This is a genomic window from Neolewinella litorea (genome assembly GCF_004803465.1).
Lineage (GTDB): Bacteria > Bacteroidota > Bacteroidia > Chitinophagales > Saprospiraceae > Neolewinella > Neolewinella litorea.
The window spans coordinates 114039-138462 of sequence record NZ_SRSF01000004.1 but is presented as its reverse complement, the minus strand read 5'-3'; the positions used below and the strand labels follow the sequence as shown (position 1 = coordinate 138462).

General features: G+C 58.6%; 16 protein-coding genes and 1 tRNA gene. 4 read left to right on the top strand and 13 right to left on the bottom strand.

Annotated features, from left to right (window positions below; genetic code table 11):
- The 6 genes from gcvH to E4021_RS11280 form a co-directional block, all read right to left on the bottom strand.
- The gene (gene gcvH, locus E4021_RS11305; protein WP_136459469.1) at positions 1-390 is read right to left on the bottom strand and encodes a glycine cleavage system protein GcvH; all 390 of its coding nucleotides are present in this window, start codon (positions 388-390) and stop codon (positions 1-3) included.
- Positions 391-399: 9 nt separating this feature from the next.
- Complete coding sequence (locus E4021_RS11300) at positions 400-1710, bottom strand: citrate (Si)-synthase (RefSeq protein ID WP_136459468.1); 1311 nt, start codon at positions 1708-1710, stop codon at positions 400-402.
- 124 nt (positions 1711-1834) lie between these two features.
- Positions 1835-2377: a hypothetical protein gene (locus E4021_RS11295; protein ID WP_136459467.1), complete on the bottom strand. Its 543-nt coding sequence runs from the start codon at positions 2375-2377 to the stop codon at positions 1835-1837.
- Between the two features lie 127 nt (positions 2378-2504).
- Positions 2505-3317: an aldo/keto reductase gene (locus tag E4021_RS11290; RefSeq protein ID WP_246050282.1), complete on the bottom strand. Its 813-nt coding sequence runs from the start codon at positions 3315-3317 to the stop codon at positions 2505-2507.
- A gap of 33 nt (positions 3318-3350) precedes the next feature.
- On the bottom strand, positions 3351-4730 hold the full coding sequence (locus tag E4021_RS11285) for an NAD(P)H-binding protein (RefSeq protein ID WP_136459465.1): 1380 nt from the start codon (positions 4728-4730) through the stop codon (positions 3351-3353).
- 102 nt (positions 4731-4832) lie between these two features.
- Positions 4833-5522, bottom strand: coding sequence for a LolA family protein (locus E4021_RS11280; RefSeq protein ID WP_136459464.1), 690 nt, complete (start codon positions 5520-5522; stop codon positions 4833-4835).
- Positions 5523-5891: 369 nt separating this feature from the next.
- On the opposite strand from E4021_RS11280, the gene E4021_RS11275 reads away from it, so the two are divergent.
- Together E4021_RS11275 and E4021_RS11270 are read left to right on the top strand one after the other, a co-directional pair.
- Complete coding sequence (locus E4021_RS11275; RefSeq protein ID WP_168797570.1) at positions 5892-6242, top strand: MarR family winged helix-turn-helix transcriptional regulator; 351 nt, start codon at positions 5892-5894, stop codon at positions 6240-6242.
- A 50-nt stretch (positions 6243-6292) separates the two neighbouring features.
- The gene (locus tag E4021_RS11270; protein WP_136459462.1) at positions 6293-7540 is read left to right on the top strand and encodes an ABC transporter permease; all 1248 of its coding nucleotides are present in this window, start codon (positions 6293-6295) and stop codon (positions 7538-7540) included.
- 102 nt (positions 7541-7642) lie between these two features.
- On the opposite strand, the gene E4021_RS11265 is transcribed toward E4021_RS11270, so the two are convergent.
- The 3 genes from E4021_RS11265 to dprA form a co-directional block, all read right to left on the bottom strand.
- Complete coding sequence (locus E4021_RS11265; RefSeq protein WP_246050281.1) at positions 7643-8695, bottom strand: fatty acid desaturase; 1053 nt, start codon at positions 8693-8695, stop codon at positions 7643-7645.
- Positions 8696-8885: 190 nt separating this feature from the next.
- Entirely contained in the window at positions 8886-10067 is a 1182-nt protein-coding gene (locus E4021_RS11260; RefSeq protein WP_246050280.1) for an alkaline phosphatase, read from the bottom strand.
- A gap of 53 nt (positions 10068-10120) precedes the next feature.
- Positions 10121-11224: a DNA-processing protein DprA gene (gene dprA, locus E4021_RS11255; protein ID WP_136459460.1), complete on the bottom strand. Its 1104-nt coding sequence runs from the start codon at positions 11222-11224 to the stop codon at positions 10121-10123.
- 192 nt (positions 11225-11416) lie between these two features.
- Here dprA and E4021_RS11250 point away from each other — a divergent pair.
- Positions 11417-11504 (top strand) — tRNA-Ser (locus E4021_RS11250).
- Between the two features lie 179 nt (positions 11505-11683).
- On the opposite strand, the gene E4021_RS11245 is transcribed toward E4021_RS11250, so the two are convergent.
- Together E4021_RS11245 and E4021_RS11240 are read right to left on the bottom strand one after the other, a co-directional pair.
- The gene (locus E4021_RS11245) at positions 11684-19726 is read right to left on the bottom strand and encodes a MopE-related protein (RefSeq protein ID WP_168797569.1); all 8043 of its coding nucleotides are present in this window, start codon (positions 19724-19726) and stop codon (positions 11684-11686) included.
- Between the two features lie 310 nt (positions 19727-20036).
- Complete coding sequence (locus E4021_RS11240; protein ID WP_136459457.1) at positions 20037-22253, bottom strand: RecQ family ATP-dependent DNA helicase; 2217 nt, start codon at positions 22251-22253, stop codon at positions 20037-20039.
- A 286-nt stretch (positions 22254-22539) separates the two neighbouring features.
- Here E4021_RS11240 and E4021_RS11235 point away from each other — a divergent pair, with 286 nt between their 5' ends.
- Positions 22540-23472, top strand: coding sequence for a KpsF/GutQ family sugar-phosphate isomerase (locus E4021_RS11235; RefSeq protein WP_246050279.1), 933 nt, complete (start codon positions 22540-22542; stop codon positions 23470-23472).
- A 70-nt stretch (positions 23473-23542) separates the two neighbouring features.
- Here the strand turns inward: E4021_RS11235 and rplI are convergent, their stop codons facing one another.
- Both rplI and rpsR read right to left on the bottom strand, forming a co-directional pair.
- Entirely contained in the window at positions 23543-23989 is a 447-nt protein-coding gene (rplI, locus tag E4021_RS11230; RefSeq protein ID WP_136459453.1) for a 50S ribosomal protein L9, read from the bottom strand.
- A gap of 142 nt (positions 23990-24131) precedes the next feature.
- Positions 24132-24398: a 30S ribosomal protein S18 gene (rpsR, locus tag E4021_RS11225; protein WP_136459451.1), complete on the bottom strand. Its 267-nt coding sequence runs from the start codon at positions 24396-24398 to the stop codon at positions 24132-24134.
- Positions 24399-24424: the final 26 nt, after the last annotated feature.

Genomic DNA, 24424 nt, shown 5'->3' with positions numbered 1-24424 from the left:
TCAGGAAATTAATGCAGAATAAGCCGCCGCGTCGAGCAGGCCTTCCCGGTCGTCGGGATCGGTAAGTTCCACTTTCACGATCCAACCCTTACCGTAGGGGTCTTCGTTGACCAGGGTCGGGTTGTCCCCGTCGCTCTCGTCCAACTCACCGTTGAACTCGATCACCTTGCCGGCGACCGGCATGAACAGGTCGCTGGTGGTCTTGACGGCCTCGACCGTTCCGAATACCTCATTGCGGCTCAGGGTCTCCCCTACCGTATCCACTTCCACATAGACCAGCTCATCGAGCTGCTCCTGGGCAAAATCGGTGATACCTATGGTGGCGACGTTTCCTTCGATCATCACCCATTCGTGCTCTTCGGTGTAGAAGAGGTTGGCTGGTACGTTCATACAATTATTCTATTTAGAGTTGTTCTTTACCTGGTTCATTACCCAGTCGGTGGTAACCGATTTTGGGCGTTCCAGGGGCATGCCCAGGGCGCGGCTCCAAATTCCGGCGGCCAGTACGCCAAGGGCGCGGCTGACGCCGAACAGGACGGTGTAGTAGCTGAATTCGCTAAAGCCGTAATGAACCAGGAGGGCACCGGAGTGGGCATCCACGTTGGGCCAGGGGTTCTTGACCTTACCGAGCGCCTGCAGCATCGGCGGCACCACGTCGAAGATCTTCCATACGGTACTGATCAGGTCGCTGTCGTGGATGTACTGCTCGGCAAAGCGGCGCTGCGCCGTGAAGCGGGGGTCGGGTTCGCGCAGTACGGCGTGGCCGTAACCGGGAATCACCTTGCCCTCGTCCAGCGTTTGCTGTACGTAGTCCGCGATCTGTTGCTCGGTCGGCGTCTTGGTGCCGAGGCTGTCGATCATTTCGAATATCCACTTGATCACCTCCTGGTTGGCCAGTCCGTGCAGGGGTCCGGCCAGGGCGTTCATACCCGCGGAAAACGCCAGATACGGATCACTCAGCGTGGAACCGACCAGGTGGACGGTGTGCGCGGAGGCATTTCCTCCCTCGTGGTCGGCGTGAATGGTGAGGTAGAGGCGCATGAGGCTGCGGAAATCCTCATCATCGCTACCAAGCATGTGGGCGTAGTTGGCACTGTAGTCCAGACTCGTATCCGGCTCGATGTGCTTACCTTCCTTGAAGGTTCGGCGGTAGATGTAGGCGGCGACGCGCGGGAGCCGGGCAATGAGGTTCATGCTGTCTTCGTAGACGGCATCCCAGTAATCCGACTTCGGCATGCCCTCGGCGTAGCGGCGCGAGAAAATACTGTCGGACTGCATGGCCATCACGCCGATCGTCAGCTGGGTCATGGGGTGAGCGTCGGTAGGCAGGCTGTCCAGGACGGTAAACACGGCCCCGGGCACGTCGGCGCGGCTGTGCCACTCCTGGGTCAGGGCGTCCACCTCCTCGGGGGTGGGTATTTCACCCGTAAGCATGAGCCAGAACAACCCTTCGGGCTTGGGTTCACCCTGCGGACCGCTCGGCAGGGCCTCCTTAATCTCCGGAATGGAGTAGCCCCGGAATCGGATTCCCTTATTCGGGTCGAGCTGGCTGGTTTCCCAAAGCATCATCTTGATGCCTCTTGCTCCGCCGACCACCTGGCTCAGGGTAACCTCGTCGACTTTGAGGGTGCCATTGGCCTTCGTGGCGGACCGGAGTTCTTGGTATAGGGAAAGGGCCTTCTCGGCGAATTTCTGTTTAAGGGCTTCCATTGACTGGGTGGGGAATTTGTTGGTATTGGTCTTTATCGGTAGCTAGCTAACGCCGCCGGTAGCGGAGGGTTTGCTGCCGGAGCTCGTTGGCCCGCCAAGAAACAAAATTTCGCCGGCACCGCCCCTAGTTGGCGGCTGGTTCCTCTTCTTCCTCTTCGGTGATCATTCCTTCTCTTTCGCGTTTGGTCAGGCTGTACTTACTTTCCTCTTCGGCGTACAGACCGGTAACCTTGCGGTCGGGGTGTGCGATCAGGATAATATCACGTGCCGCCTGGTACAACAGTAGGATGACGGTAATCATGCTTCCCCCCAACAGGGCCGTGTAGGTCAGCATGACGTAGTACACCACATTGTAGAATCCGGCAAAGGTCTCCTCGGCGTTGCTGATCGGGACATTGAGCACCATCAACAGCACCAGCGCCGCAATGAAAATCACGGCCGCGAAATGCGCGATGTAGCCAATCCGGTCGTAGTGGTAGGCCTTCAGTTTTCGGTCCGTTTGCTGGCTGAACGACAGCAGGGTGAGCATTAACGCCAGGATAGTGGCCGTGGAAGTCATCAACCCACTGGCCGTGAAGCGTAGCGTGGGCCGGACCTCCTGCAGGTTCTGGATGGCCTCCTGACTGGTGATGGTGCCCAGTAGGTACGTTCCGATAAAAATTATCATCGCCGCCAGAGCTCCACCAATCAGTGACGAACGCAGAAGGGAGACGTGGGGAGTGGGCATGGTTACGGTTGAGGCTTGGAAACTACACTTTTACGGGCGGATGTGGTGCGCCGCACCGGTTCCCCTCCTAAAAATCAAAATTGTGGGGGTCCGGCCCGAATCGCTCATCCCGTTCCAATTGGTCGATGGCGGTCATGTCTTCTTCCGACAGTTCGAAGTCGAACAGCTGACCGTTCTCAATGATACGGCCACGGTTAACGCTCTTGGGAATGACGATTACATCGTTCTGCAGGCACCACCTTAATACGACCTGGGCGGCAGTCTTGTCGTAGCGCTTCCCGATCTCGGCGAAGAGGGGCTCCTGCAAGAAGTTACCCTGCATGAGGGGCGACCAGGCCGTGATGGCAATGTCGTTGGCGTCGCAGATTGAGATCGCGTCCGCCTGGGTCAAATAAGGATGGTACTCGATCTGATTGACGGCGGGGGTGATGTTTCCACCGTCCAGGATTTCCTGTACGTGCTCTTCCATGAAGTTGCTCAACCCGATACTGCGCACCTTCCCTTCTTCAACCGCTTTTTCCAGTTCCTGCCAGGCCTTCACCCGTCCGGATACGGGCCAGTGGAGCAGTACCAGGTCCACGTAGTCGGTCTTCAGACGCTTCAGGCTGTTGTCCAGGGCCTGGGTGGTTCTACCTTCCCGGATGGCGTCGTTCCATATCTTGGTGGTCAACCAGACCTCTTCCCGGGGAAGGGAAGCGGTCTGAATGGCTTCGCCGACGGCCTCTTCGTTCTTGTATATTTTGGCGGTGTCCACATGCCGGTATCCGGCTTCAAGTGCCCAGTGGATGGCGTTCACGGTTTCCTGTCCATTGTCGCTTTTCCAAACGCCAAGGCCCAATCGGGGCATTTCCAGTCCGTTGTTCAGTTTGTAGGTTCTCATACCAAGCATAACCTGACGAATGCCCCTGGGTTCTTAGTGGTCCAGCTTTGCGAGGTAGCGACCGAAACGCACCATTACCCATTTGTGGGCCCGCGCCTGGGTCAGGACGTAGAGATACCAGGGCAGGGCCGGCACGAAATTGTGAACGGCGGAGATGATGAACCGGCCGCCGAGTACGCTGCGAAATTCCAGCCAACCCTTGTTGTCCGGGGCTGTCAGCAGTCCGCCGACGATGTAAAACAGCTGGCGGTGATTGTCGCTCCGGCTCGGTATGAACGCCAGCCTGAGCAACGGGATACCCATGAACTGGAAGGTCGACTTCTCCCCCTCCGTTTTTACCCCTACCAATGCCCGGAAGAACACCGGCAACCACCGCTGATACAGCCTGGCTACGTAGGTGGCGGTGTGCCGGCGGGGATTTGGTAACCGCTGCACGCTCCTTACGGTATTCCGTTCTATCTGCTGGCCGGCGCGGCGCGGGGGCAGGGGCGGCAGTCGATCGTTGCCTGCCAGGGCGCGCTGGGCCGCTGACCGGAAGTTTACCCTTTCGGGGAAGGCCTGCAGCACTTCGTTATCCCTGGCTACCATGCGGTGCCGTAAACTTTCAACCAGGGGAGTTACCAGATCCGTCGGGGTATCGGTGAAGGTGCTCACCCAAAGCGTAGACAAGCCGGGGCTGAAAAAGGAGACGGGCTGAATGATCCGCCGCTTGTCCATCAGTTCCGCTACGGTGGCCAGCATTTCCATGTAGGTAGTCACCTCCGATCCCCCAATGTCAATCGCCCGCTCAAAAGTCGAGGGCCGGTCGAGGCAGTAATCGATGATCTGTAGCGCGTCAAAAAGCTCGATGGGGTGGGTCGCCGATTGGCACCAGGCAGGGCAGACCAATACGGGCAGCCGATTGACCAAGCGCTCGATCATTTGAAAGGAAGAGCCACCGGGACCCACGATGATGCCGGCCCGCAGGGTGGTAACCGGCACACCGGTGGAGGCGAGGGTGAGTTCTACTTCCCGCCGGCTGCGCAGGTGCCGGCTATAATCCTCGGGTACCTCGTCTTCCGGCAGCAGGCCACCTACGAATACGATCTGCCGGATGCCCTGATTACGGGCCGCGCGGGCGAAATTATCCGCCAGCAATACATCGGTATCCTCGAAGCTGCCCTGGGAGAGTCGGGCCGAGGGCGACATGGAGTGCACCAGATAAAGCGCCAGGTCAGCCCCGGCTACCCCCGCCTCGGTACTCGTGATGGAATACAGTTCAACCTGTCGCCACTCGGCTTTGTCGTAGCCGGGGGCCGGTTCCATTGCGCTCCGACTGAGGGCAATGATCCGGTATTTTTGGTGGTACCGCTCGATGAACCAGCGGCCGATAAATCCGGTGGCACCGGCGATGACGAGGGTAGGTCGCGACATACCCTTCCAAACGGCGAATCTCGGGAGTTGTTAACCACCGGTCCCCAGCACCTGCGCTCCGCCGGCGGCAGATGGATGCCAGGCTGAGTCGAGCGGTAAGCGTTAGAAGCGCAGGTCTTCGACGTGGTAGCCCGGGAACTGCGACTTATCGAATGTGAAGTTGTTGTCGGCCAGGGCGGTGTTTCCCCGGGTGTTGTCGAGGAAGAAGGTGTAGCTGCTGCCATCCCGGCTGAAGGCCTTGACGGACATGATTTCCTTGCGCTGCTGATCGGCCATCAGGCGGAGTTTGGTGAAGTCACTGGCGTTGCGGTCCACCGGCTTCATCTCGATGATCTGAAGCTTGCGGCCATCGACGGTCTCCTCGCCCTGCAAGGACAGGACGTACTCCTCTCCCTCGTAAAAATTGAAGAGGTTCTGGGGGGTGAGCATACCCGTGGTTTCCCCGGGCTGCGGCAGGTCGTTTATCTGTACCTCCTTGCTGTTGTGGAGGATGAAGTAGGCGGCATCCTTGTTGATAATGCCCTCCTGGCTGCCCAGTTTGAAGCGGACCAGGTCACCTTTACGGCTTAGGCTGCCGCGCTGAACTTCTACCGGTTGGTTGGGGAAAGCCAATTCCAAACGAAAATCCGCCGTCAACGTAGCATAACCGTCATACTTTTGGCGTATGCTTTCGAGGATCCTTTTGGCTTCCTTATCGCTTTGGGAAGCGTTGGTATAGTGGTTGGCCTGAGCGGCAACTGATGTTCCAAACAGGAGCAGGGCCAGCGAAAGCAGAAAAGAGGAAAATTTCATACAACAGGTTTGTACGACTTTAACGCAGCAGGCGCATCAATGGACGTTGGGGCCCTCTTAATTTGACGTTAAAGCTAAGATGAAGGCCTCTGGAAGGTTACCTCATGGTCACGAATGGTATCAACCAAAAAACTGGAAAGGCACCGGATTATTCAGTATTTGCTGAAATATCAGAATAAGATATCAATTTTTATTATCTTTGACCCCCGGCCTTGATCGTGGGGCCCCGATATCCTAACCATCTAACCCCATACAGAGTAAGTGAACATGAAGGCAAGGCCCGAAAAGGACAGGAATTTAGTAACCGATGACCAATTCAGGGAGCTTCGCTTTAATCTGCTGCATAGTTGCAGCTGGATTAACAACAGCATGCGAAAGTTTCTTCACCCCCATGACATTACTCCCAAGCAGTACAGCATTCTCCGTATTCTCAACGAGCACTTCCCCGAATCCTTGTCCATTCAGGAACTGCGGGATATGCTGGCCGACAAGATGTCGGACGCCAGCCGGTTGGTAGACCGCCTGGAGAAGAAAAACTTGCTGGACAAGTTTCCGTCTGACCACGACCGCCGCAGCAACCGTACCCGTATCACCACGAAGGGTAGCGAACTGATCGAACGGATCGACCGCGACCGCAAGGACCTTGACGCCATTATCCGCGAAAGATTGACGGAAGGGGAAGTTGCGTACCTGAACGAACTGCTGGTCCGCCTCCGATAAAGCACCACGACCGGCGAAGGTGCTTACCCCGGCTGAAGTAACTTTGGCCCATGAACCTTTCCGCGCGCATGGCATGGCGGTACCTCTTTGCCCGCAAGTCCACCAATGCCATCAACATCATCACCTTCGTAGCCGCCTTCGGGGTGGCTATCGGTGCTGCCGCGCTGATTATTGCCCTGAGCGTATTCAATGGGTTCGAGGATATATTCGTGGGCCTCTTCAACAACCTCAATCCCGACGTTCGCATCACGGCGGCGGAAGGAAAGACATTCGAGGCCTCGGACGAACTGCTCGCCAAAATTCGCAAGACGGAAGGCGTAAGGATCATTTCCCACACCCTGGAGGAGACCGCCCGCTTCCAGTATCTCGGACATCAGGCTTTTGGACCACTTAAGGGCGTCGACAGTGAATATGCCCGGATCAACGGCATCGACTCCATGATCGAAGAGGGGCGCTACGATCTCCTGGTTCCCCAGTTTGAAACGCTGGGCGCCGTAGTCGGTCAGAACCTCGCCCGCGAACTGCTCATCGACCCCTTCAACCAGATCAACCTGCTGTCGATCTACGTTCCGCGCCCCCGCACCCGTGGTGGGGGGACGGTCCTGGCTTCAGGGCGACTACCGTACCAAGTGCGGGAAGTGTTGCCCGTTGGCATCATTCGCAGCCAGGAGGCCTTTGAAAATCAGGCCGTACTAATCGATATCGGCCTAGCCCGGGAGATCATGGGGGTGGAAGCACCGACGGTTTCTTCCCTGGAGATCAAATTACTCCCCGGGTACGCCACCGACCGCACCTACAAGGCCCTGAAGGAGGCCCTGGGAGAAGCCTACCTGGTGAAAAACCGGTTCGAGCAGGAGAACAGCATCCTGAAACTGATGCGGGTAGAAAAATACGTGGCCTACGCGATCGTGACCCTCATGGTAATCCTCATCAGTTTCAACCTGGTGGGTGCCCTGTGGATGATCGTCCTGGAAAAGCGCAAAGACATCATTATCCTCCGCAGCCTGGGTATGCTAGGGTCCGACATCCGAAACGTGTTTCTGCGGGTCGGATTACTGATCTCCGGTATCGGACTCTTCTCTGGTTTTGGACTGGCGGTCCTTACCTACCTGATCCAGACGCACTACGGAATCGTAGGATTGCCAGGCACCCTGGCGGAAGCCTATCCGATGTCGTTGCGGCTGTCGGACTTCCTCATCGTAGCCGCTACCGTACTATTCATTGGATTGCTGGCCTCCATACTGCCCGCGCGCCGGGCCGAGCAACTGGCGGAGAAACCGGTCGTGGTGGTAGACTGACCTGAGCGGGTGCTTTGTCAACCAAAAAATGGGTGCCCGACCTCGGTCGGGCACCCATTTTTTGGTTAAATCTGGATTGATCCATCCGATCAACCTCGGACACTATGCAGCCAGGTTACGCTGCTCATTGCGGTAGAATTCGCGGAAGGAGATCATCCGCTGCTTTTCTTCATCCCACAGTTTGTTGAACATCAGGGGCAGGCTTTGCAGGAAGGTAATCTTCGTCACGTGACGCTGCAGCACCGGATTTTCCTTGGCGCAACGGCGCAGGTTGTAGTTCGGGATACGGCTGCTCAGGTGATGAATGTGGTGATAACCGATGTTGCCGGTAAGGAAATGCATGATCCGGGGCAGCTTGTAGAAGGTAGCGCCCTTGATGGCCGCGGTGAGGTAGTCCCAGTTCTTGGACCACTGCATGTAGGTATGATCGTGCTGGTGCTGTACGTAGAAGAACCAGAATGCGATGATGCCGAAGAAGAAAATGATACTACCCTGAACGATCAGGAAAGCCTTCCAGCCCAGGAGGAAACCCAGACCTACGTAAGCGGCCAGGATGAGCAAGTTGTTGAGGTGCATCTTGCGGTGGATGGGCGACCAGCCGGGGAAGTTGATCCGGGGAACGCGGAGTACCACGCCCAGGTAAAGCATGGGCAGCAGGATGAAGAGCACGAATGGGTTGCGGAAGACGCGGTATTTAAACCGGCCCCAACCGTTCAGTTTACGAAACTCGTCCACCGTCAGGAAGTCGATATCGCCGATGTCACGGTGCTCCAACTGACCGGTGTGACCGTGGTGGAAGCTGTGTACCCGCGCCCAGTAGGTGTACGGAATCGAGCTGAAGAAGGAGCAAATGAAGCCCATGGCATCGTTGACCTTCCGCTTACTGAAAAAGGAGTAGTGGCCGCAATCGTGCTGAATGATGAAGATCCGGACAAGAAAGAAGGCGTTCACCATGCCCAGCAGCAAGGTCAACCAGATGGAGTACCCGACGCTGAAGTACATCGCTACCCAAAGGGCGACAAACGGACCAAAACTGCTGAATAATTGGCCAATCGCGCGCCAGGTATTTGCTTGTTGGTACTGGGAGATAATTGTCTTCCAGTTTTTTAGCGACTGGTGGATGTCTTCGACAGTGTTTTGAAATTGTACTTGCACTTGATGAATTTTAAGAATAATGCCCTGATGGCGTTGCGGAAAACCGGCCATGGATCGATAAAGATACACCCCGAACGTTTTCTCAACGCCTCTTCCCATCAACCTAAACGGCAGGGGCCGGGCAGAGTTATGACGAAGAAGTTATTATTAAGTCAAATTTAATGCGGCACCCGCCTGTGGGTGCACCCCTTTAGCGACGGGCGAAGCCGTACAGCAACTTCATTTTGTCAAAAATAGCAGTGTTTTCGAAAATTCCCGAAAACTGCTCCGCCCCCGGCCCGTAGGCAAACACCGGGATGAGGTCGGCGGTATGGTAATCCGAGGTGAACGCCCCTTCGATCTGTCCGCGAACCGATCCCGTATTGATGGCGTAGCCACCCGTTTCGTGGTCGGCAGTCACGATGACCAGCGTTTCTCCGTCCTGCTGGGCGAAGTTAAGGGCGGCTCCGATTGCCCGGTCGAACTCCAGCACTTCGGAGATGATGTAATCGCTGTTGTTGCTGTGTCCGCCCCAGTCGATCTGCGAGCCCTCCACCATCAGGAAAAACCCCTTGTCGAGGCTGTCGCGCTGGTCGAGGAAATTCATGGCGATTTCAGTGGCATCAACAAGGTAGTCGCGTCCCTGGCTGTAGGGCAAGGGCTCACTGTCGGCCGTGTAATAGGCGATCCGCTTGGCTTTTTTGACCTTGATATCCTTCAGCTTGGTATCAACGAAAGAAGCCACTTCGCTTCCCCGGCTGCGCATCTCGTCGCTGAGGTTACGCGTATCCATCTCACGGCGCTCGAAATATTTGGCACCACCGCCAATGAAAATGTCGATGTCGGTCTCCATCAGATCAGCGGCGATCTCCTCGTATTCCTTCCTCAATTTCACGTGAGCGTAAAAGGAGGCCGGCGTGGCGTGCACGATCGACGACGTGGCTACCAGTCCGGTAGGCATGCCCGCCGATTCGGCCATTTCGAGAATCGTCGTCACGGGCATAGTGTCCATGTCGACCCCGATGGCCCCGTTGTAGGTTTTCACTCCGGCGGAGAAAGCCGTGGCACCGGCGGCGGAGTCGGTAATGAGGTTGTCCGCACTGTAGCTCTTGTGAAGACCGATAACCGGAAAGCGCTCCAGATTGAGCTGTTTGTCGCTACTGTACATACCCGCCGATATCTGCGTGACCCCCATGCCGTCCCCGATCATCAGGATGATGTTCTTCGGTCCGCGCTGGGCCCGGACGTAAGCCCCCCCATCCCGTACACGGCTGTCGGGTTCGGCAGAGGATACCGGGGCCGGGTTACCAATTACGGTATCCTGGGGAGCCGGCGGACAACCGGTGAGGAGGACTACCAACAGGAGGACAAAGGCTGAGTGGATCATATTCATGCCGCAAAGATAAATGACACCCGGCAGGGAGGACCGATAAGTGACCATCGCGCTCAACCCGCGCGCAATCGATAGCGATACCCGGGCAGGGCAGTGATAACCTCCCGCATCTCGAGTCCCAAAAGAATGCCCGCCAGCCTGGCCGGGGGCAACTGCAAATTACGGTTGAGCTCATCAATGGAGGCACCGGCTTCCCCGCCGAGCTTCCCGACCACTGCCTGTTCTTCGGGGGAGAGCGAGTCGAATAGCCGCATCTGCTCGGGAGCAGAAGCTTCCCTTTGCCAGCCTAGGAGCTCGATGATGTCCGTCGCCGAATCCACCAAATGGGCCTTGCCCATCTTGATCAAGGCATTACAGCCGGCGGTGCGCGGGTCGCCACCCCTGCCCGGACAAGCCGCGATCTTGCGGCCGATATCGTGCCCCATATTGGCCGTAATGATCGACCCCCCGGTGGTATCTGATTCGACAACCAGGATAAGGCGGGATAGCATGGCCACGATCCGGTTACGGGCCGGAAAGTGCTCCCGCTCCGGAGATTGCCAGGGTGGGTATTCGGTCAGTACGCCCCCACCCCGCTCTTCCATCTGTCGTGCTACCCGGTAATGTGCCCGCGGGTAAAGCTGGTCAAAGCCACTGCCCATCACCGCCAGCGTTGGAAGCCCCACCTCCAGGGCACGCCGGTGAGCGGCCACGTCCACGCCGTAAGCCAGACCGCTCACGATCAGGGGCTGGTAGGATTGCAGAGGGTCCAGCAGACGCTCAACTTGTCTGGCACCCTGCTCACTCATCCGGCGGGTACCTACTACGGCGATGGCGCGGGGGTTAGCAAAATCGGTGGTGCCCCGGTGATAGAGCACCGGGGGCGCATAGTCAAAGGGGGTGAGGGCGGGGGGATAGTGCTCGTTCCCTACCTGCAGTATCTCGATCGAGTGGGCGCGCGCGTGGGCAATAATGCGTTCCGCTTCCCGGAGGTGGTCCCCAGCGGCAAAGTGGGCGGCGGTACGTTCACCGATGCCGGAAATACGCTTCAGTTCGCGGGGACTGGCCTGGCAAGCACCCTCAGCGGACCCGAAGTGGGAAACCAAACAGCGGTACACCTTGGACCCGACGGATGGCACGCGGCTCAGGGCCACGGCGTAGAACGCTTCGGAAGACATGTTCAAATTCTGTGCTGAAACGAAGGTGCCACGGAGAGAACAGACGGCGGGGGAACTGAGAAAAGGTCGGGTAGCGTGGCGGTACAAACATAAGTATTTTGCCACAAAATGTTTGTATTAACGCAGAAACTTTTTCCCCTGCTTTGTGCTTTTCGGCGGACTGAGTAACTTTGTAGCGCTGAAAAGCTTCCCGGAGGATTGGCGGAGCTGGCTGAACGTGCCTGATTCGAAATCAGGTGTACCCTTACGGGTACCGGGGGTTCGAATCCCTCATCCTCCGCCTAAACACCAACGGCCCGTTCCCTCGTGGGAAACGGGCCGTTGGTGTTTTACGGCACCTGCGCGCCGCCGCCCCTTGGCGTACAGGTTGATTAGACGGGAACCCGGTTTCGCTTTCCTGCATAAAAAAGGGCCGGCACCCGGAGATGCCGACCCTCGGTCGATCTAGCCGCCTGCCACTCATCGTTTGACGAAGCGCTCAACCGTCTGGCAGTCACCCTGCAGCAGCTGCAGGTGGTACAGGCCGGGCGGCAGATCACCGACGGAGAGTTCAGTACGTAATGTCCCGGATTCCTTGCTGCGCTGCAGGTGGCGCACCTGGCGGCCCAGCGCATCGACGAGATTGAAGGTCACTTCGCCCGCGTAGCCGTCGGTTAACTCTACCGTGACGCGGTCCGTGGCGGGGTTGGGGTAAACCACTAGTGCCACCGTCGTGAACAGCTCATCTTCGTAGGGCAGTACCTGCTCTTCCCGGCTGGCCCCTTTCAGCGCGAACGGCGCGGACACGGTACAATTTTGGGCGGGTTCGCCGGTGCCGAGAGGCAGCTCGTTTGTGGGCGACAGGATCAATTTGTCCAACTTCGTGCCGGGTTCCCGGGCGGCCACCGTAATGGTGTGCTCGCCGGGCGACAGGGGGAAGGAGACGGGACGGACATCGTCGTTAACGCGCCGCCATTCGAAACCCTGGGTCAGGAGTTCCCGGCCGTCCTCCTCCCGCCACATCTTGATCCACGGGCCGCCGTCCACGCGGACCCAGAAGGAGTTGCGGCCCACGTCGGGCGCATCCAGGCGCAGGAAGAGGTAGAAGGTATCCGTCGTCGCGGTACGGAAATTGTAGTTCAGGTACTGGTCGGCGTGCTGCATACTCGGTTCCCGCTCACAGCGGCAGCCGGTGTAGCTCACGAAGCGGTCGCCGCTGGCATCGGTACTGCCGCTGAGGCGCCAGTTGGGGTCGCGGCTGGTACATTCCGCCTCGAAGGCGAAGGGCGGCGCGGTGGGTACCCCGTCGGGGGGCGTCACCCGGAGCTTGAGTTGCGCGGTATTGGTCAGACCGGCGTCGTCGGTGACCTTCAGGGAAATGGTGTACTGGCCAGCCTCGAGGACCACCGTGGGGGTGGGTCCGTTGGCGCTGCCGCCGGTCCAGCTCCAGGCGTACTGCACGATCTGTCCGTCGGTGTCAAAGCTCTGGCTGCCGTCCAGCTGCACCGTGAGCGGCGCCGCTCCCTGCAGTACGGAAGCCGAGGCAATGGCCGTTGGGGGCTGGTTCACGAGTTCGGTGCAGTTGGTGGCGTACTGGCCGAAGCCCGTGGGTTGAGTAGCCTCCCGGGCGAGGTATACTTTATCGAGCTGGGCGTTGCCCTCCCGGAAAGCAATGTCCAGGGTGTTGGTGCCGGCCGCCAATTGCAGGTCGGTGGGCAGGGTGGCCCAGCTGAAACGGCGGGTGCAGGGGATGTTGTTCCACCGGATCCATTCGCCCCCGTTGAGGCGGATCCAGAATGAGTCTTCCCCGCGGTTACGGGTGTAAGCGCGGATATGCAGGTGGTAGCTGCCGGCCGCCGCCCGCTCCAGGGTGAAGCGGATGCGGTTGTCGGGCACGTCCATCGGCGGCTGAGCGGTGCTGCGCCGGCCGGGAGCGTAGACGAAGGCTTGGTTAGAGGCGTCGGCATCCGCAGCCACTTTCCAGTTGTCGCCCACCTGGGCGCACTCGGCTTCCAGCGAGTAAGCCGACAGGGTATCGGCCCCACCTCCCGGGGTACCACAGGCGTCGCCGATTCCGTTTGCGTCGGTGTCGGACTGGTCGGGGTTGTAGGTGCCCGGACAGTTGTCGGGATCCAGCGCGGTCAGTTCGGAGGCGACGAATCCGTCTGTCGGCCGGGTGCAGTCGGTCACCGAGCCTTCCGGGTACCCGTCGCCGTCGCGGTCGAAGTACCACAGTTGGCCGGGAAAAGCCAGCGCATCGCTATCGTCGCAGTCGCCGGCTTGGTCCACGTAGCCGGTCGGGACCGTGCAGCCCGTGGTGGTAGCTGAGGGGTCACCGTAGCCGTCGTTGTCGGTGTCGGCGTAGAAGATCGTGGCCTGTCCGATGGTGGCGTCGGTGTCGTCGCAGTCCAGGGCATTGGTCACGTAACCGGGGGGCGGGGTACAATCCTCCAGCGGGCTGCTCGGGTCTCCCAGGCCGTCCTGGTCGACGTCGGCGTAAAAGATACTGGAGATCACCTCATCATCGATGGTGCCGTTGCAGTCGTTGTCAAGGGCGTCGCAAAGCTCGGGGGCGCCAGGGTAGATGGTGGGGTTCGCGTCGTTGCAGTCGCCGGCCTGCGAGACGTAGCCGGTTGGGGCTACACAAGCCATAATGGTGGTTGCCGCATCCCCGTAGCCGTCGTTGTCCGCGTCGGCGTAGAAGGTGGTGATGGTTACTGCGTCGTCGATCGTGCCGTTGCAGTCGTTGTCCAGGCCGTCGCAGAGCTCGGGGGCGCCGGGGTAAATGATGGCGTTCGCGTCGTTGCAGTCGCCGGCCTGGGTTAGGTAGCCCACCGGGGCCGTGCAGGCCGTGGTGCTCATGGTGGCGTCGCCGTAGCCGTCGTTATCCTTATCGGCGTAGAAGGTGGTGGCCTGTCCGACGGTAGCGTCGGTGTCGTCGCAGTCCAGGGCGTTGTTCACGTAGCCCGGGGGCGGGGTGCACCCTTGCAGGGATACGGTGGGGTCTCCCAGTCCGTCGTTGTCGCCATCGGCGTAGAAGGTAGCGTTGGCCCCTTCCTCATCCACGTAACCGTCGCAGTCGTTATCGAGGCCGTCGCAGAGCTCCGGGGCGCCGGGATATATGGTGGCATTGGCGTCGTTGCAGTCGTCGGCCTGGGTGACGTAACCAGCCGGGGCCGAGCAGGCGGTGGTGATGCTGGTCGGGTCGCCGTAGCCGTCGTTGTCCGCGTCGGCGTAGAAGGTGGCTTCCGCTCCGATGGCAGCGTCCGTATCGTCGCAATCCAGGGCGTTGGTCACGTAGCCAGGAGGGATTGCGCAGTCCTCTACTATAGCATTCGGGTTGCCGAGGCCGTCGCCGTCGGCGTCCGCGAAGAAGGATGTGTTGGTTACACCGTCGTCTACGGTTCCGTTGCAGTCGTTGTCCTGACCGTCGCAAAGTTCGGGGGCGCCGGGATAAACCGTGGCATCCGCGTCGTTACAATCGCCAGCTTGGGCGACGTAGCCCGCCGGGGCCGTGCAGGCGGTGATGCTGTTGGACGGGTCACCGTAGCCATCGTTGTCGGCATCGGCGAAGAAAGTGTTGGCGGTCGCGCCCTCGTCGATGCTGCCGTCGCAATCGTTGTCCAGGCCGTCGCAGAGCTCCGGGGCGCCGGGGTAAATGGTGGCGTTTGCGTCGTTGCAGTCGCCGGACTGGGCGACGTAGCCTACCGGAGCGGTGCAGGCGGCGGTGCTCTTGGTGGCGTTGCCGTAGCCGTCGTTATCCATATCGGCGTAGAAGACCGTGGCCTGTCCGACGGTAGCGTCGGTGTCGTCGCAGTCCTGGGCATTGTTGACGTAGCCGGCAGGCTGGGCGCAGGCTTGTGTTGAGACGGCGGGGTTGCCCAGGCCATCCCCGTCGGCATCCTGGTAAAAGGTCAGTGAGGCGACGCCGTCATCCACGGTGCCGTTGCAGTTGTTATCCAGGCCGTCGCAGGGTTCGGGGGCGCCGGGATTGATGCTGGCGTTCGCATCGTTGCAGTCGCCGGCCTGGGTGACGTAGTTGGGCGGGGCCACACAGGCTGTAATGGAATTTGCCGGATCACCGTATCCATCGCCATCTGCGTCGTAAAAGAAGGTACTGTTAACGACACCGTCGTCGATGTTTCCGTCGCAGTCGTTGTCAATGCCATCACAAAGTTCCGGTGCCCCGGGGTAAACGGTTGCGTTCGCGTCGTTGCAGTCGCCGGCCTGGGCGACGTAGCCGGGCGGAGCGGTGCAGGCGGTAGTGGCCGCCGACCCATTGCCGTACCCATCTCCGTCACTATCGGCGTAAAAGGTGGTGGCCTGTCCGATGTTGGGGTTTGTATCGTCGCAGTCCAGGTTATTGCCGACGTAGCCTGCCGGTTGGTCGCATCCTTCTACGGTGGAATTTGGATCCCCCAGTCCGTCGCCGTCGGTGTCGGCGTAGAGGGTGTAGGGGGTTACCCCGTCGTCGACTATACCGTCGCAGTCGTTGTCGAGGCCGTCGCAGTATTCGGGGGTTCCGGGGTTAACGTTGGCGTTCAGGTCGTTGCAGTCGCCCGCCCGGGCCACGTATCCGTAAGGTGCCACGCAGGCTATGGTTGTTGCGGCGGCATTGCCGTAACCGTCGTTGTCCTTGTCGGCGTAGAAAGTAGTAGGCTGGCTGATGGCGGCGTTGAGGGGTTCGCAATCCGCGTTGTCGGCTACGCCGTCGTTGTCGTCGTCGGGGTCGCAGACATCGCCGATGCCGTCTCCATCAAAATCGGCCTGATCGGGATTGTACATCGTCGGGCAGTTGTCCTCAGCATCGGGGATATCGTCGCCATCGGTTCCGAACTGGTCGGCTCCGATACTCGGAGGATTAGCGCGCGTTTCCCCGTCGATATCTTTCGTGACTCCCGCAACAGCTACGCCGGCCTGCGACAGGGCCAGGTTCTGGGCGTGCAAGTCGGTAGTTGAGATGAACTGCGGATCGACGCTCAGGGATTTGGCGTCCTGCCCGGAGACACTCCGCCAGGCGGCCAGGTCCGTCACCTGTGTATTTTCCCACTGCGCCAGGTAGGGGGCTTCGGTGGTGTACAGGTTGTTGTGGTTCATGTCCAGGTCCGTGACGCCGTATATCAGTACCGCCTGTCCCGCAACCGACCGGAAGATGTTGTTCTTTATCGCGACGTTCTCTCCGTTGTACTGCGTAAAGGCGGGATTGCTGGTGGACACGCTGTTGTAGTAGAAACGGAAATGATCAGTGCCTGATAGTTGTACGCCCTGGGAACCGGTGGGCAGGGCCACGAAGTTGTTGGCCACTAGCACCGGTGTGGACGGCGTGCCGTCCCAGTCGCTGATGAACAGGCCATAGTAGCCGTAGCCATCGCTACTACCGACGATACGGTTATCAGTAAACGATCCGCCCTGCAGGGTATTCAGGGTCACACCGTAGTAAAAAAAGTCTTTCACCACGTTACCCATGATCTCCGTACCCGTGGGTCTGGCGTTGCCGACGCCGACGAGGTAAATGCCGTTACTTCCACCACTTAGGTGGTTGTTCCGGATGCGGATGTCGCTGGCCAGCGTGGGAGATAAATAAAGAAGGGCTTGGCTCTGATCGTAATAGTTTGTCGTTATCGGTGCCAGCAGGCGGTTGCCCTCGAACAACAGGTCATCGGCCCGATTGATCACTTCCACCGCCCGTGTATAGGAAGTAGCACCCGTGCTCTCTACCGTCAGGTTTCGCAAGCGAAAGTTAGAAGCGTTGGTGAGCCGCAATACGTAGTTCATGCTGTAGTCAATTGCCTCGTAGGTCAATTTTACATCCTCGGCCTTGCCCGTAGCCGACTGAAAGGTGATCGTGTTGCTGGCCGACCCACCGTTGATGTCCGGAATCGTTACTTGCTCATTGTAGGTGCCCGAGGCCACGTTGAAGGTCACCGCCCCGGAAATGCCGTTGACGCGCATCGCCTCCACCGCGGCGTTGAAGGTGGGAAAGTCCGCTCCGGATTTGCCGATAGTGTAGACGCCCGACAGGGGGGCCAGCGCGGCGGCGGAGTACTCGTCCGCCCCGATACTGGGCGTGGCGTCCCGGCTTTGCCCGTCGATGTCCTTGGTGATCCCCGCAATCGGGGTTCCCGCGTTGGCCAGGGCCGGTGCGGTCGCGTGCAGGTCCGTAGCGGAGACGAACTGCGGGTCGAAGCTCAGGGATTTGGCGTCCTGCCCCGAGGCACTGCGCCAGGCGGCCAGGTCCGTCACCTGGGTATTTTCCCACTGCGCCAGGTAAGGTGCTTCGGTGTACAGGTTGTTGTGGTTCATGTCCAGGTCCGTGACGCCGTATATCAGTACCGCCTGTCCCGCAACCGACCGGAAGATGTTGTTCTTTATCGCGACGTTTTCTCCGTAGTACTGCGTAAATGCGGTATTGCTGGCGGTTACACTGTTATAGTGGAAGCGGAAATGCTCGCTGCTCACCAAGTACACCGCCTGACTACCACTGGGCAGGGCAATGAAGTTGTTGGCCACTAGTACCGGGGCGGACGGCGTGCCGTCCCAGTCGCTGATGGACAGCCCGTAGTAGCCGTAGCCATCGCGGTTACCGACAATACGGTTATCAGTAAACGATCCGCCCTGCAGGGTATTCAGGGTCACACCGTAGTAAAAAAAGTCTTCCACCACGTTACCCGTGATCTCTGTATCCGTTGGTCTGGCGTTGCCGACGCCGACGAGGTAAATGCCGTTACTTCCACCACTTAGGTGGTTGTTCCGGATGCGGATGTCGCTGGCCAGCGTGGGAGATAAATAGAGAAGGGCCTGGCTCTGATCGTAATAGTTTGTCGTTATCGGTGCCAGCAGGCGGTTGCCCTCGAACAACAGGTCATCGGCCCGATTGATCACTTCCACCGCCCGTGTATAGGAAGTAGCACCCGTGCTCTCTACCGTCAGGTTTCGCAAGCGAAAGTTAGAAGCGTTGGTGAGCCGCAATACGTAGTTCATGCTGTAGTCAATTGCCTCGTAGGTCAATTTTACATCCTCGGCCTTGCCCGTAGCCGACTGAAAGGTGATCGTGTTGCTGGCCGACCCACCGTTGATGTCCGGAATCGCTACCTGCTCGTTGTAGGTGCCCGAGGCCACGTTGAAGGTCACCGCCCCGGAAATGCCGTTGACGCGCATCGCCTCCACCGCGGCGTTGAAGGTGGGAAAGTCCGCTCCGGATTTGCCGATGGTGTAGACGCCCGACAGGGGGGCCAGCGCGGCGGCGGAGTACTCATCCGCCCCGATACTGGGCGTCGCGTCCCGGCTTTGCCCGTCGATGTCCTTGGTGATCCCCGCAATCGGGGTTCCCGCGTTGGCCAGCGCCGGCGCGGTCGCGTGCAGGTCCGTAGCGGAGACGAACTGCGGGTCGAAGCTCAGGGATTTAGCGTCCTGCCCCGAGGCACTGCGCCAGGCGGCCAGGTCCGTTACCTGTATACCTTCCCAGTACGCCAGATAAGGGCTCTCAGTGTACAGGTTGTTGTGGTTCATGTCCAGGTCCGTGACGCCGGACATCAGTACCGCCTGTCCCGCAACCGACCGAAAGATGTTGTTCTTTATCGCAACGTTTTCTCCGTAATACTGCGTAAAGGCGGTATTGCTGGCGGTTACACTATTGTGGTGAAAGCGGAGATGATCGCTGTTCACCAGGTATACGGCCTGACTACCACTGGGCAGGGCCACGAAGTTGTTGGCCATCAGCACCGGGGCGGACGGCGTGCCGTCCCAGTCGCTAATGGACAGGCCGTAGTAGCCGGATCCTTCGCGGTTACCGATGATACGATTATTGGTAAAGAATCCGCCCTGAAGGTAACTAAGGTATGCGCCGTAATAAAGAAAGCCTTCCACCACGTTACCCGTGATCTCCGTATCCGTCGACCTCACCCCGCCGGCACTAGCAAAATAAATACCGTAGCTCCCTCCCCGTAGGTGGTTGTTCCGAATTTTAATGTCACTGGCCAAGGTGGGCGATAAATAGAGGTTCGACTGGCCTACATCATAGTAGTAAGTTGCCTGTGATACCAGCAGGTCGTTGCTTTCAATAACCAGATCGGCAACTTCGCCGAAAACCGTAATTGTACGGGCATAACTGGCCCCGGCAGCCTCAACGGTCAAGTTCTTGATCCGGTAGTGTTTTCCCCCTTGGATCTGCAGGACGTAATCATCGTTGGGGTCAGTAGCGGCGTGGCGAATAATCACGTCCTCGGGTTTGCCGCTTTGCGACTGGAAGGTTATGGTATTCGTGGTAGATGCGCCGGTGATGGCTTCCAGCTCCACGTTTCCGGCGTAGGTCGCCGCCCGCAGGTTGAAGATCACGGGGCCGGAAACTCCTTTGGCCTTCAAATCCGCTACCGCGGCCGCGAGGGTGGAGTAATTCGGTGAGCTGCCGCCGATGGTGTATGTGCCCTGCAGTTGGGCAAACACGGGTGAGAGAATGGCAAGCAGGGCCAGGACAAGCCACGCCCTGCGGTATGAAAAAAGTTGGGTTGGGTACAGTGCGTTCATAGTGAGTTGGGATTGAAGCATAAGCATGGCACGGCGCCCGGGTGTAAGGTTCGGGGACCGAAAAAAGGCAGAACTGGTCGCATTATCGGGATTCGATCGCGGCAAAGCGACTCGAGGATCGAGCGGAGAAAGCGTATGCGAAGCTAGCGTGGCCATAGGTGCGCGCAACTCCCTATCCCTAGCGATAATTGGCTAATCGTAGATGTAGCCAGCAGTCTTCGGACGTAAAAAAAAGCCCGCCCCACCAAGGTGGAACGGGCTTCGGGGTTAACCTTTGCACCTGCGCGCCGCCGCCGGCAGCTGGTCTTGTCTAGTTGGCCATTTCGCTCAGGAACTTGATGCGGACCAGTTTGATCTCCTCCAGGGTAACATCGTCTTCCTGCAGGTGCTGGAAGGCCACGTCGGGGTCGTCGGTCTCGGCCTGCATGAAATACTCGTAGGTATCTTCCAGGCTGTACTCGTCGACTTCCTCCTCGATGTAGTAATCAATGTTCAGTTTGGTGCCGGAGGAGACGATGACCACCATCTCGTTCAGGAGCTCGTCCATGGAAAGCTGGTTGCCGGAGGCGATGTCCTCCAGGGGCAACTTGCGGTCGACGCCCTGGATGATATTGACCTTGGTCTTTGACTTGTTGGCTACCTGCTTAACGACAAAGTCGCTGGGCCGGTCGATCTGGTTTTCCTCGCAGTGCTTTTCGATGAGTTGGAGGAAGGGCGTGGCGTAGCGGCGGGCTTTGCCGATGCTTACCCCGTGGATGTTCTTCATCTCGTCCAGGTCGATGGGATAGCGGGTAGCCATGTCCACCAGGGAGGGGTCCTGGAAAATAACGAAGGGGGGAATGCCGAGGCGTTTGGACTCCTTCTTGCGCAGGTCCTTGAGGGCCTTCAGCAGGGGTTCATCCAGCACGACGGCCCGGGCATCGTCGGCTTCGCCTTTCATGTCCTCGGCCAGTTCCTTTTCAAAATCGTGGTCGATGGGGATCTCGAAGGGGGTGGGGTTTTTCAGGAACGCTTCTCCCTCCTCGGTGATCTTGATGGTTCCGTAGCTCTCAATGTCCTTGCGGACCAGGTTGTTGAGGAGCGCCTGGCGGAAAACGGAACTCCAGAACACCTCCTCCCGGCCCTTACCGGTACCAAAGCCGGGCAGGTCGGTGAAGCCGTAGTCCTTCATCTGCTTCGTTTCCTTACCCAGGACGAACTCGATGAGGGTCTTGAGGGGGTAGTTTTCGTCGAGGGTCTTGACGGAGTTGAGGGCCTGGACCATTTCCTGGGTGACACCCACGCGTTCGCGGGGATGGCGACAGTTGTCGCACATCTTGTTGCAGTTCGACTCGTCGTATTCCTCGCCGAAATAGTGGAGCAGGAAGCGGCGGCGGCAGGCGGTGGTTTCCGAATAAGCCATTACCTCCTGCATCAGTTGGGCGCCCATTTCGCGCTCCATGAGCGGCTTGTCGCGCAGGAATTTCTCCAGTTTGAGGATATCCTTGTAGGCGTAGAATGCGATGCACCGCCCTCCCAGGCCGTCGCGGCCGGCGCGGCCGGTTTCCTGGTAGTAGTTCTCGATAGACTTCGGAATGTCGTAGTGCATCACGAAGCGGACGTCGGGCTTGTCGATACCCATACCGAAGGCGATGGTGGCGCAGATCACGTCGACGTCCTCCATGAGGAACTGGTCCTGGGTGCGGGAGCGGGTCTTGGGGTCGAGTCCGGCGTGGTAGGGAGCGGCCTTGACGCCATTGACTACCAGGGCCTGGGCGATCTCCTCGGCAGCCTTGCGGCTCTGGACGTAGATGATTCCCGACTGGTCGGGCATCTCCTTCACCAGCTTGATGATCTGGCGGAAGGTGTACTCCTTCTTTCCCTTGGGGCGTACCTCGTAGTAGAGGTTATCGCGGTTGAAGGAAGAGACGAAGGTATTCTGGTCTTCCCCCATGCGGAGGTTCTTGACGATGTCCGATTGCACCTTGGGGGTGGCGGTGGCGGTCAAAGCGATGATCGGGATGTTATGACCGATGAGGTCCAGCATTTCCCGGATCCGGCGGTATTCCGGGCGGAAGTCGTGGCCCCATTCCGAGATGCAGTGGGCTTCGTCGATGGCCACGAAGGAGATCTTCGCGTCGCGGAAGAACTCGATGTTCTCCTCCTTGGTGAGTGTTTCCGGCGCGACGAAGAGTAGCTTGGTCTTACCGGAGGTAATGTCCTCCTTCACCTGCCGCATCTGGGTCTTGGAGAGGGAGGAATTGAGAAAGTGGGCGATCTCATCGCTGTCCCCGTAGGAACGGATGGAGTCGACCTGGTTTTTCATGAGGGCGATGAGGGGGGAAATTACCAGGGCGCACCCCTCCATCATGATGCCGGGCAACTGATAGCAGAGGCTTTTACCGCCTCCGGTGGGCATGATGACGAAGGTATCCTTCCCGTCGAAGAGCGATTGGATGATCGCTTCCTGATTTCCCTTGAAGGTATCAAAACCAAAGGTGTCGGCTAACGCCTCTTCCAGAAAGTTAACTGACGCTTTAGCAGTCATGTGATTATGGCTTTATAATCCCAGTACAGGTTCAACCGATTGTTTCCCGCCGAAATTAAGCAATCGGGGTAAATCGGACGCAGTACGGGTACACGGAGTTAGGTTCCGTTTGATGGTTAAAGAGATTATGGCAGGATGGGCCGGGGGCAACGCGTTTCCGCTCGTGACGCTGAAGCGTTTGGAATTACGAAAACCCATAGTCTACCTTTCCGGCTGCCCTGGGGCACTTAAATGACACTTTACTTTGAAAAAATCCGATGTAGTCGTCCGAGTTGCGCGTGAAACCTTGCAAATCGAAGCAGATGCACTCAGTCAATTGGCCGATAGCATCGGTGAAAATTTCACCCGGGCAGTAGAGGCCATTTTCCACAGTGGAGGACGGCTCATCGTGACGGGCATTGGTAAAACGGCCCTGGTGGCCCAAAAGATTGTTGCTACCTTAAATTCAACCGGTACACCGGCTTTCTTTTTACACGCCGGCGACGCAATACACGGCGATATTGGTATGGTACAACCCACTGACGCAGTGCTTGTTCTGAGCCGAAGCGGAGAAACCGCGGAGATCAAGGTGCTCACCCTGTTGGTGCGTAACCTCGGTAATACCCTGATCGCCATGACAAGCCGGGAAGACTCCACGCTGGCCAGGAATGCCGATCACCTGTTGCTGACGCCCTTCGAACGAGAGGCCGACCCGAATGAGTTGGCACCCACCACCAGTACCACCTTACAGATGGCCATGGGCGACGCGTTGGCTACTTCCCTGTTGGCGCTTCGGGGGTTTTCACCGGCGGATTTTGCCCGCTTTCACCCGGGTGGCTCCCTAGGTAAGCAGCTTTACCTGCGGGTCCGGGACCTTTATCCGCACAACCAGCGGCCGGTGGTGCATCCCGCCTCATCCCTGAAAGAGACCTTGTACGAGATGACGGGCAAGTGCCTCGGAGCCACGGCGGTCGTCGACCCGCAAACCGATCGGTTGGTGGGCGTGATCACCGATGGCGATCTGCGCCGCTTCCTTAACCGGGGCGAACCCCTGGACGTCGCTACGGCGGCGGACATGATGTCGGTCCATCCCAAAACAGTGGTGGAGGATGAACTGGCCGTCCAGGCCGTAGCCGTACTCCGGCAGCACAGCATCAGCCAATTGATCGTGACCGATAGTCGGGGGCAATACCTAGGATTCGTTCATCTGCATGATTTTATTCGGGAAGGGCTGATCTAAATAGGGAACGGGGATGCAAGCCATTTCGTCTTACATCCCCGTTGCAGGTTGACAGCTTGCGCTGCTTGTACTATTCCTGAACAATTTCCATGTCCATTTCCCGGACTACTTCCGGGTGCAGGCGCATGGTGAATTGGTAGGTACCGAGTTCCTTGGCTTCTTCCGGCAGGACGATCTTCTTGCGCTCCACTTCCACGCCGAACTGCTCCTGCAGGAGGTTGCGGATCTGGAGTTGGGTGATGGATCCGAAGATACGGCCGCTGGTACCGGACTTGGCGCCGACGCGGAGGGTCTTACCTTCCAACTTCTTGGCGATTTCGCGGTACACGTCGAGCTTCTTCTGCTCCTGCGCGTTTTCGCGGCGGATCATTTCGTTGAGGCGTCCCATGTTGGACTTGTTGCCGATGATGGCCAGTCCGCGGGGCAGCAGGTAGTTACGGCCGAAACCGTCCTTTACCTCAATGACTTCGTGCTTATCGCCGACTTTATCGACGTCTTGCAGCATAATTACTTTCATGATAAATTATGTTGTCCCGGCCTTTCGGGGCGGTGCCCCATTTACGAACCGGTTAGAGTGATGAGTAGGTTTGCAGGGTAGCCGGGTGGCACGGTAGACACCAAGGTGCCGATGTACGGTACGACCCGGCTACTGAACGCCCTTACTTGAGAAGGTCCGTGACGTACGGCAGCATCGCCAGGTGGCGGGCCCGCTTGATGGCGGAGGCCACCTTGCGCTGGTACTTCAGGGAGTTGCCGGTAATCCGGCGGGGAAGGATCTTGCCCTGCTCGTTGACGAAGGTCAGGAGAAAGTCGGGGTCCTTATAATCGATGTACTTGATTCCGAAACGACGGAAACGGCAGTACTTTTTCCGGCGGCCGCCAATCTTGGGGTTCGACAGAAACTTGATATCATCGCGACTGGCCATGATGGTTGTTTTTTGAAGTTACTACT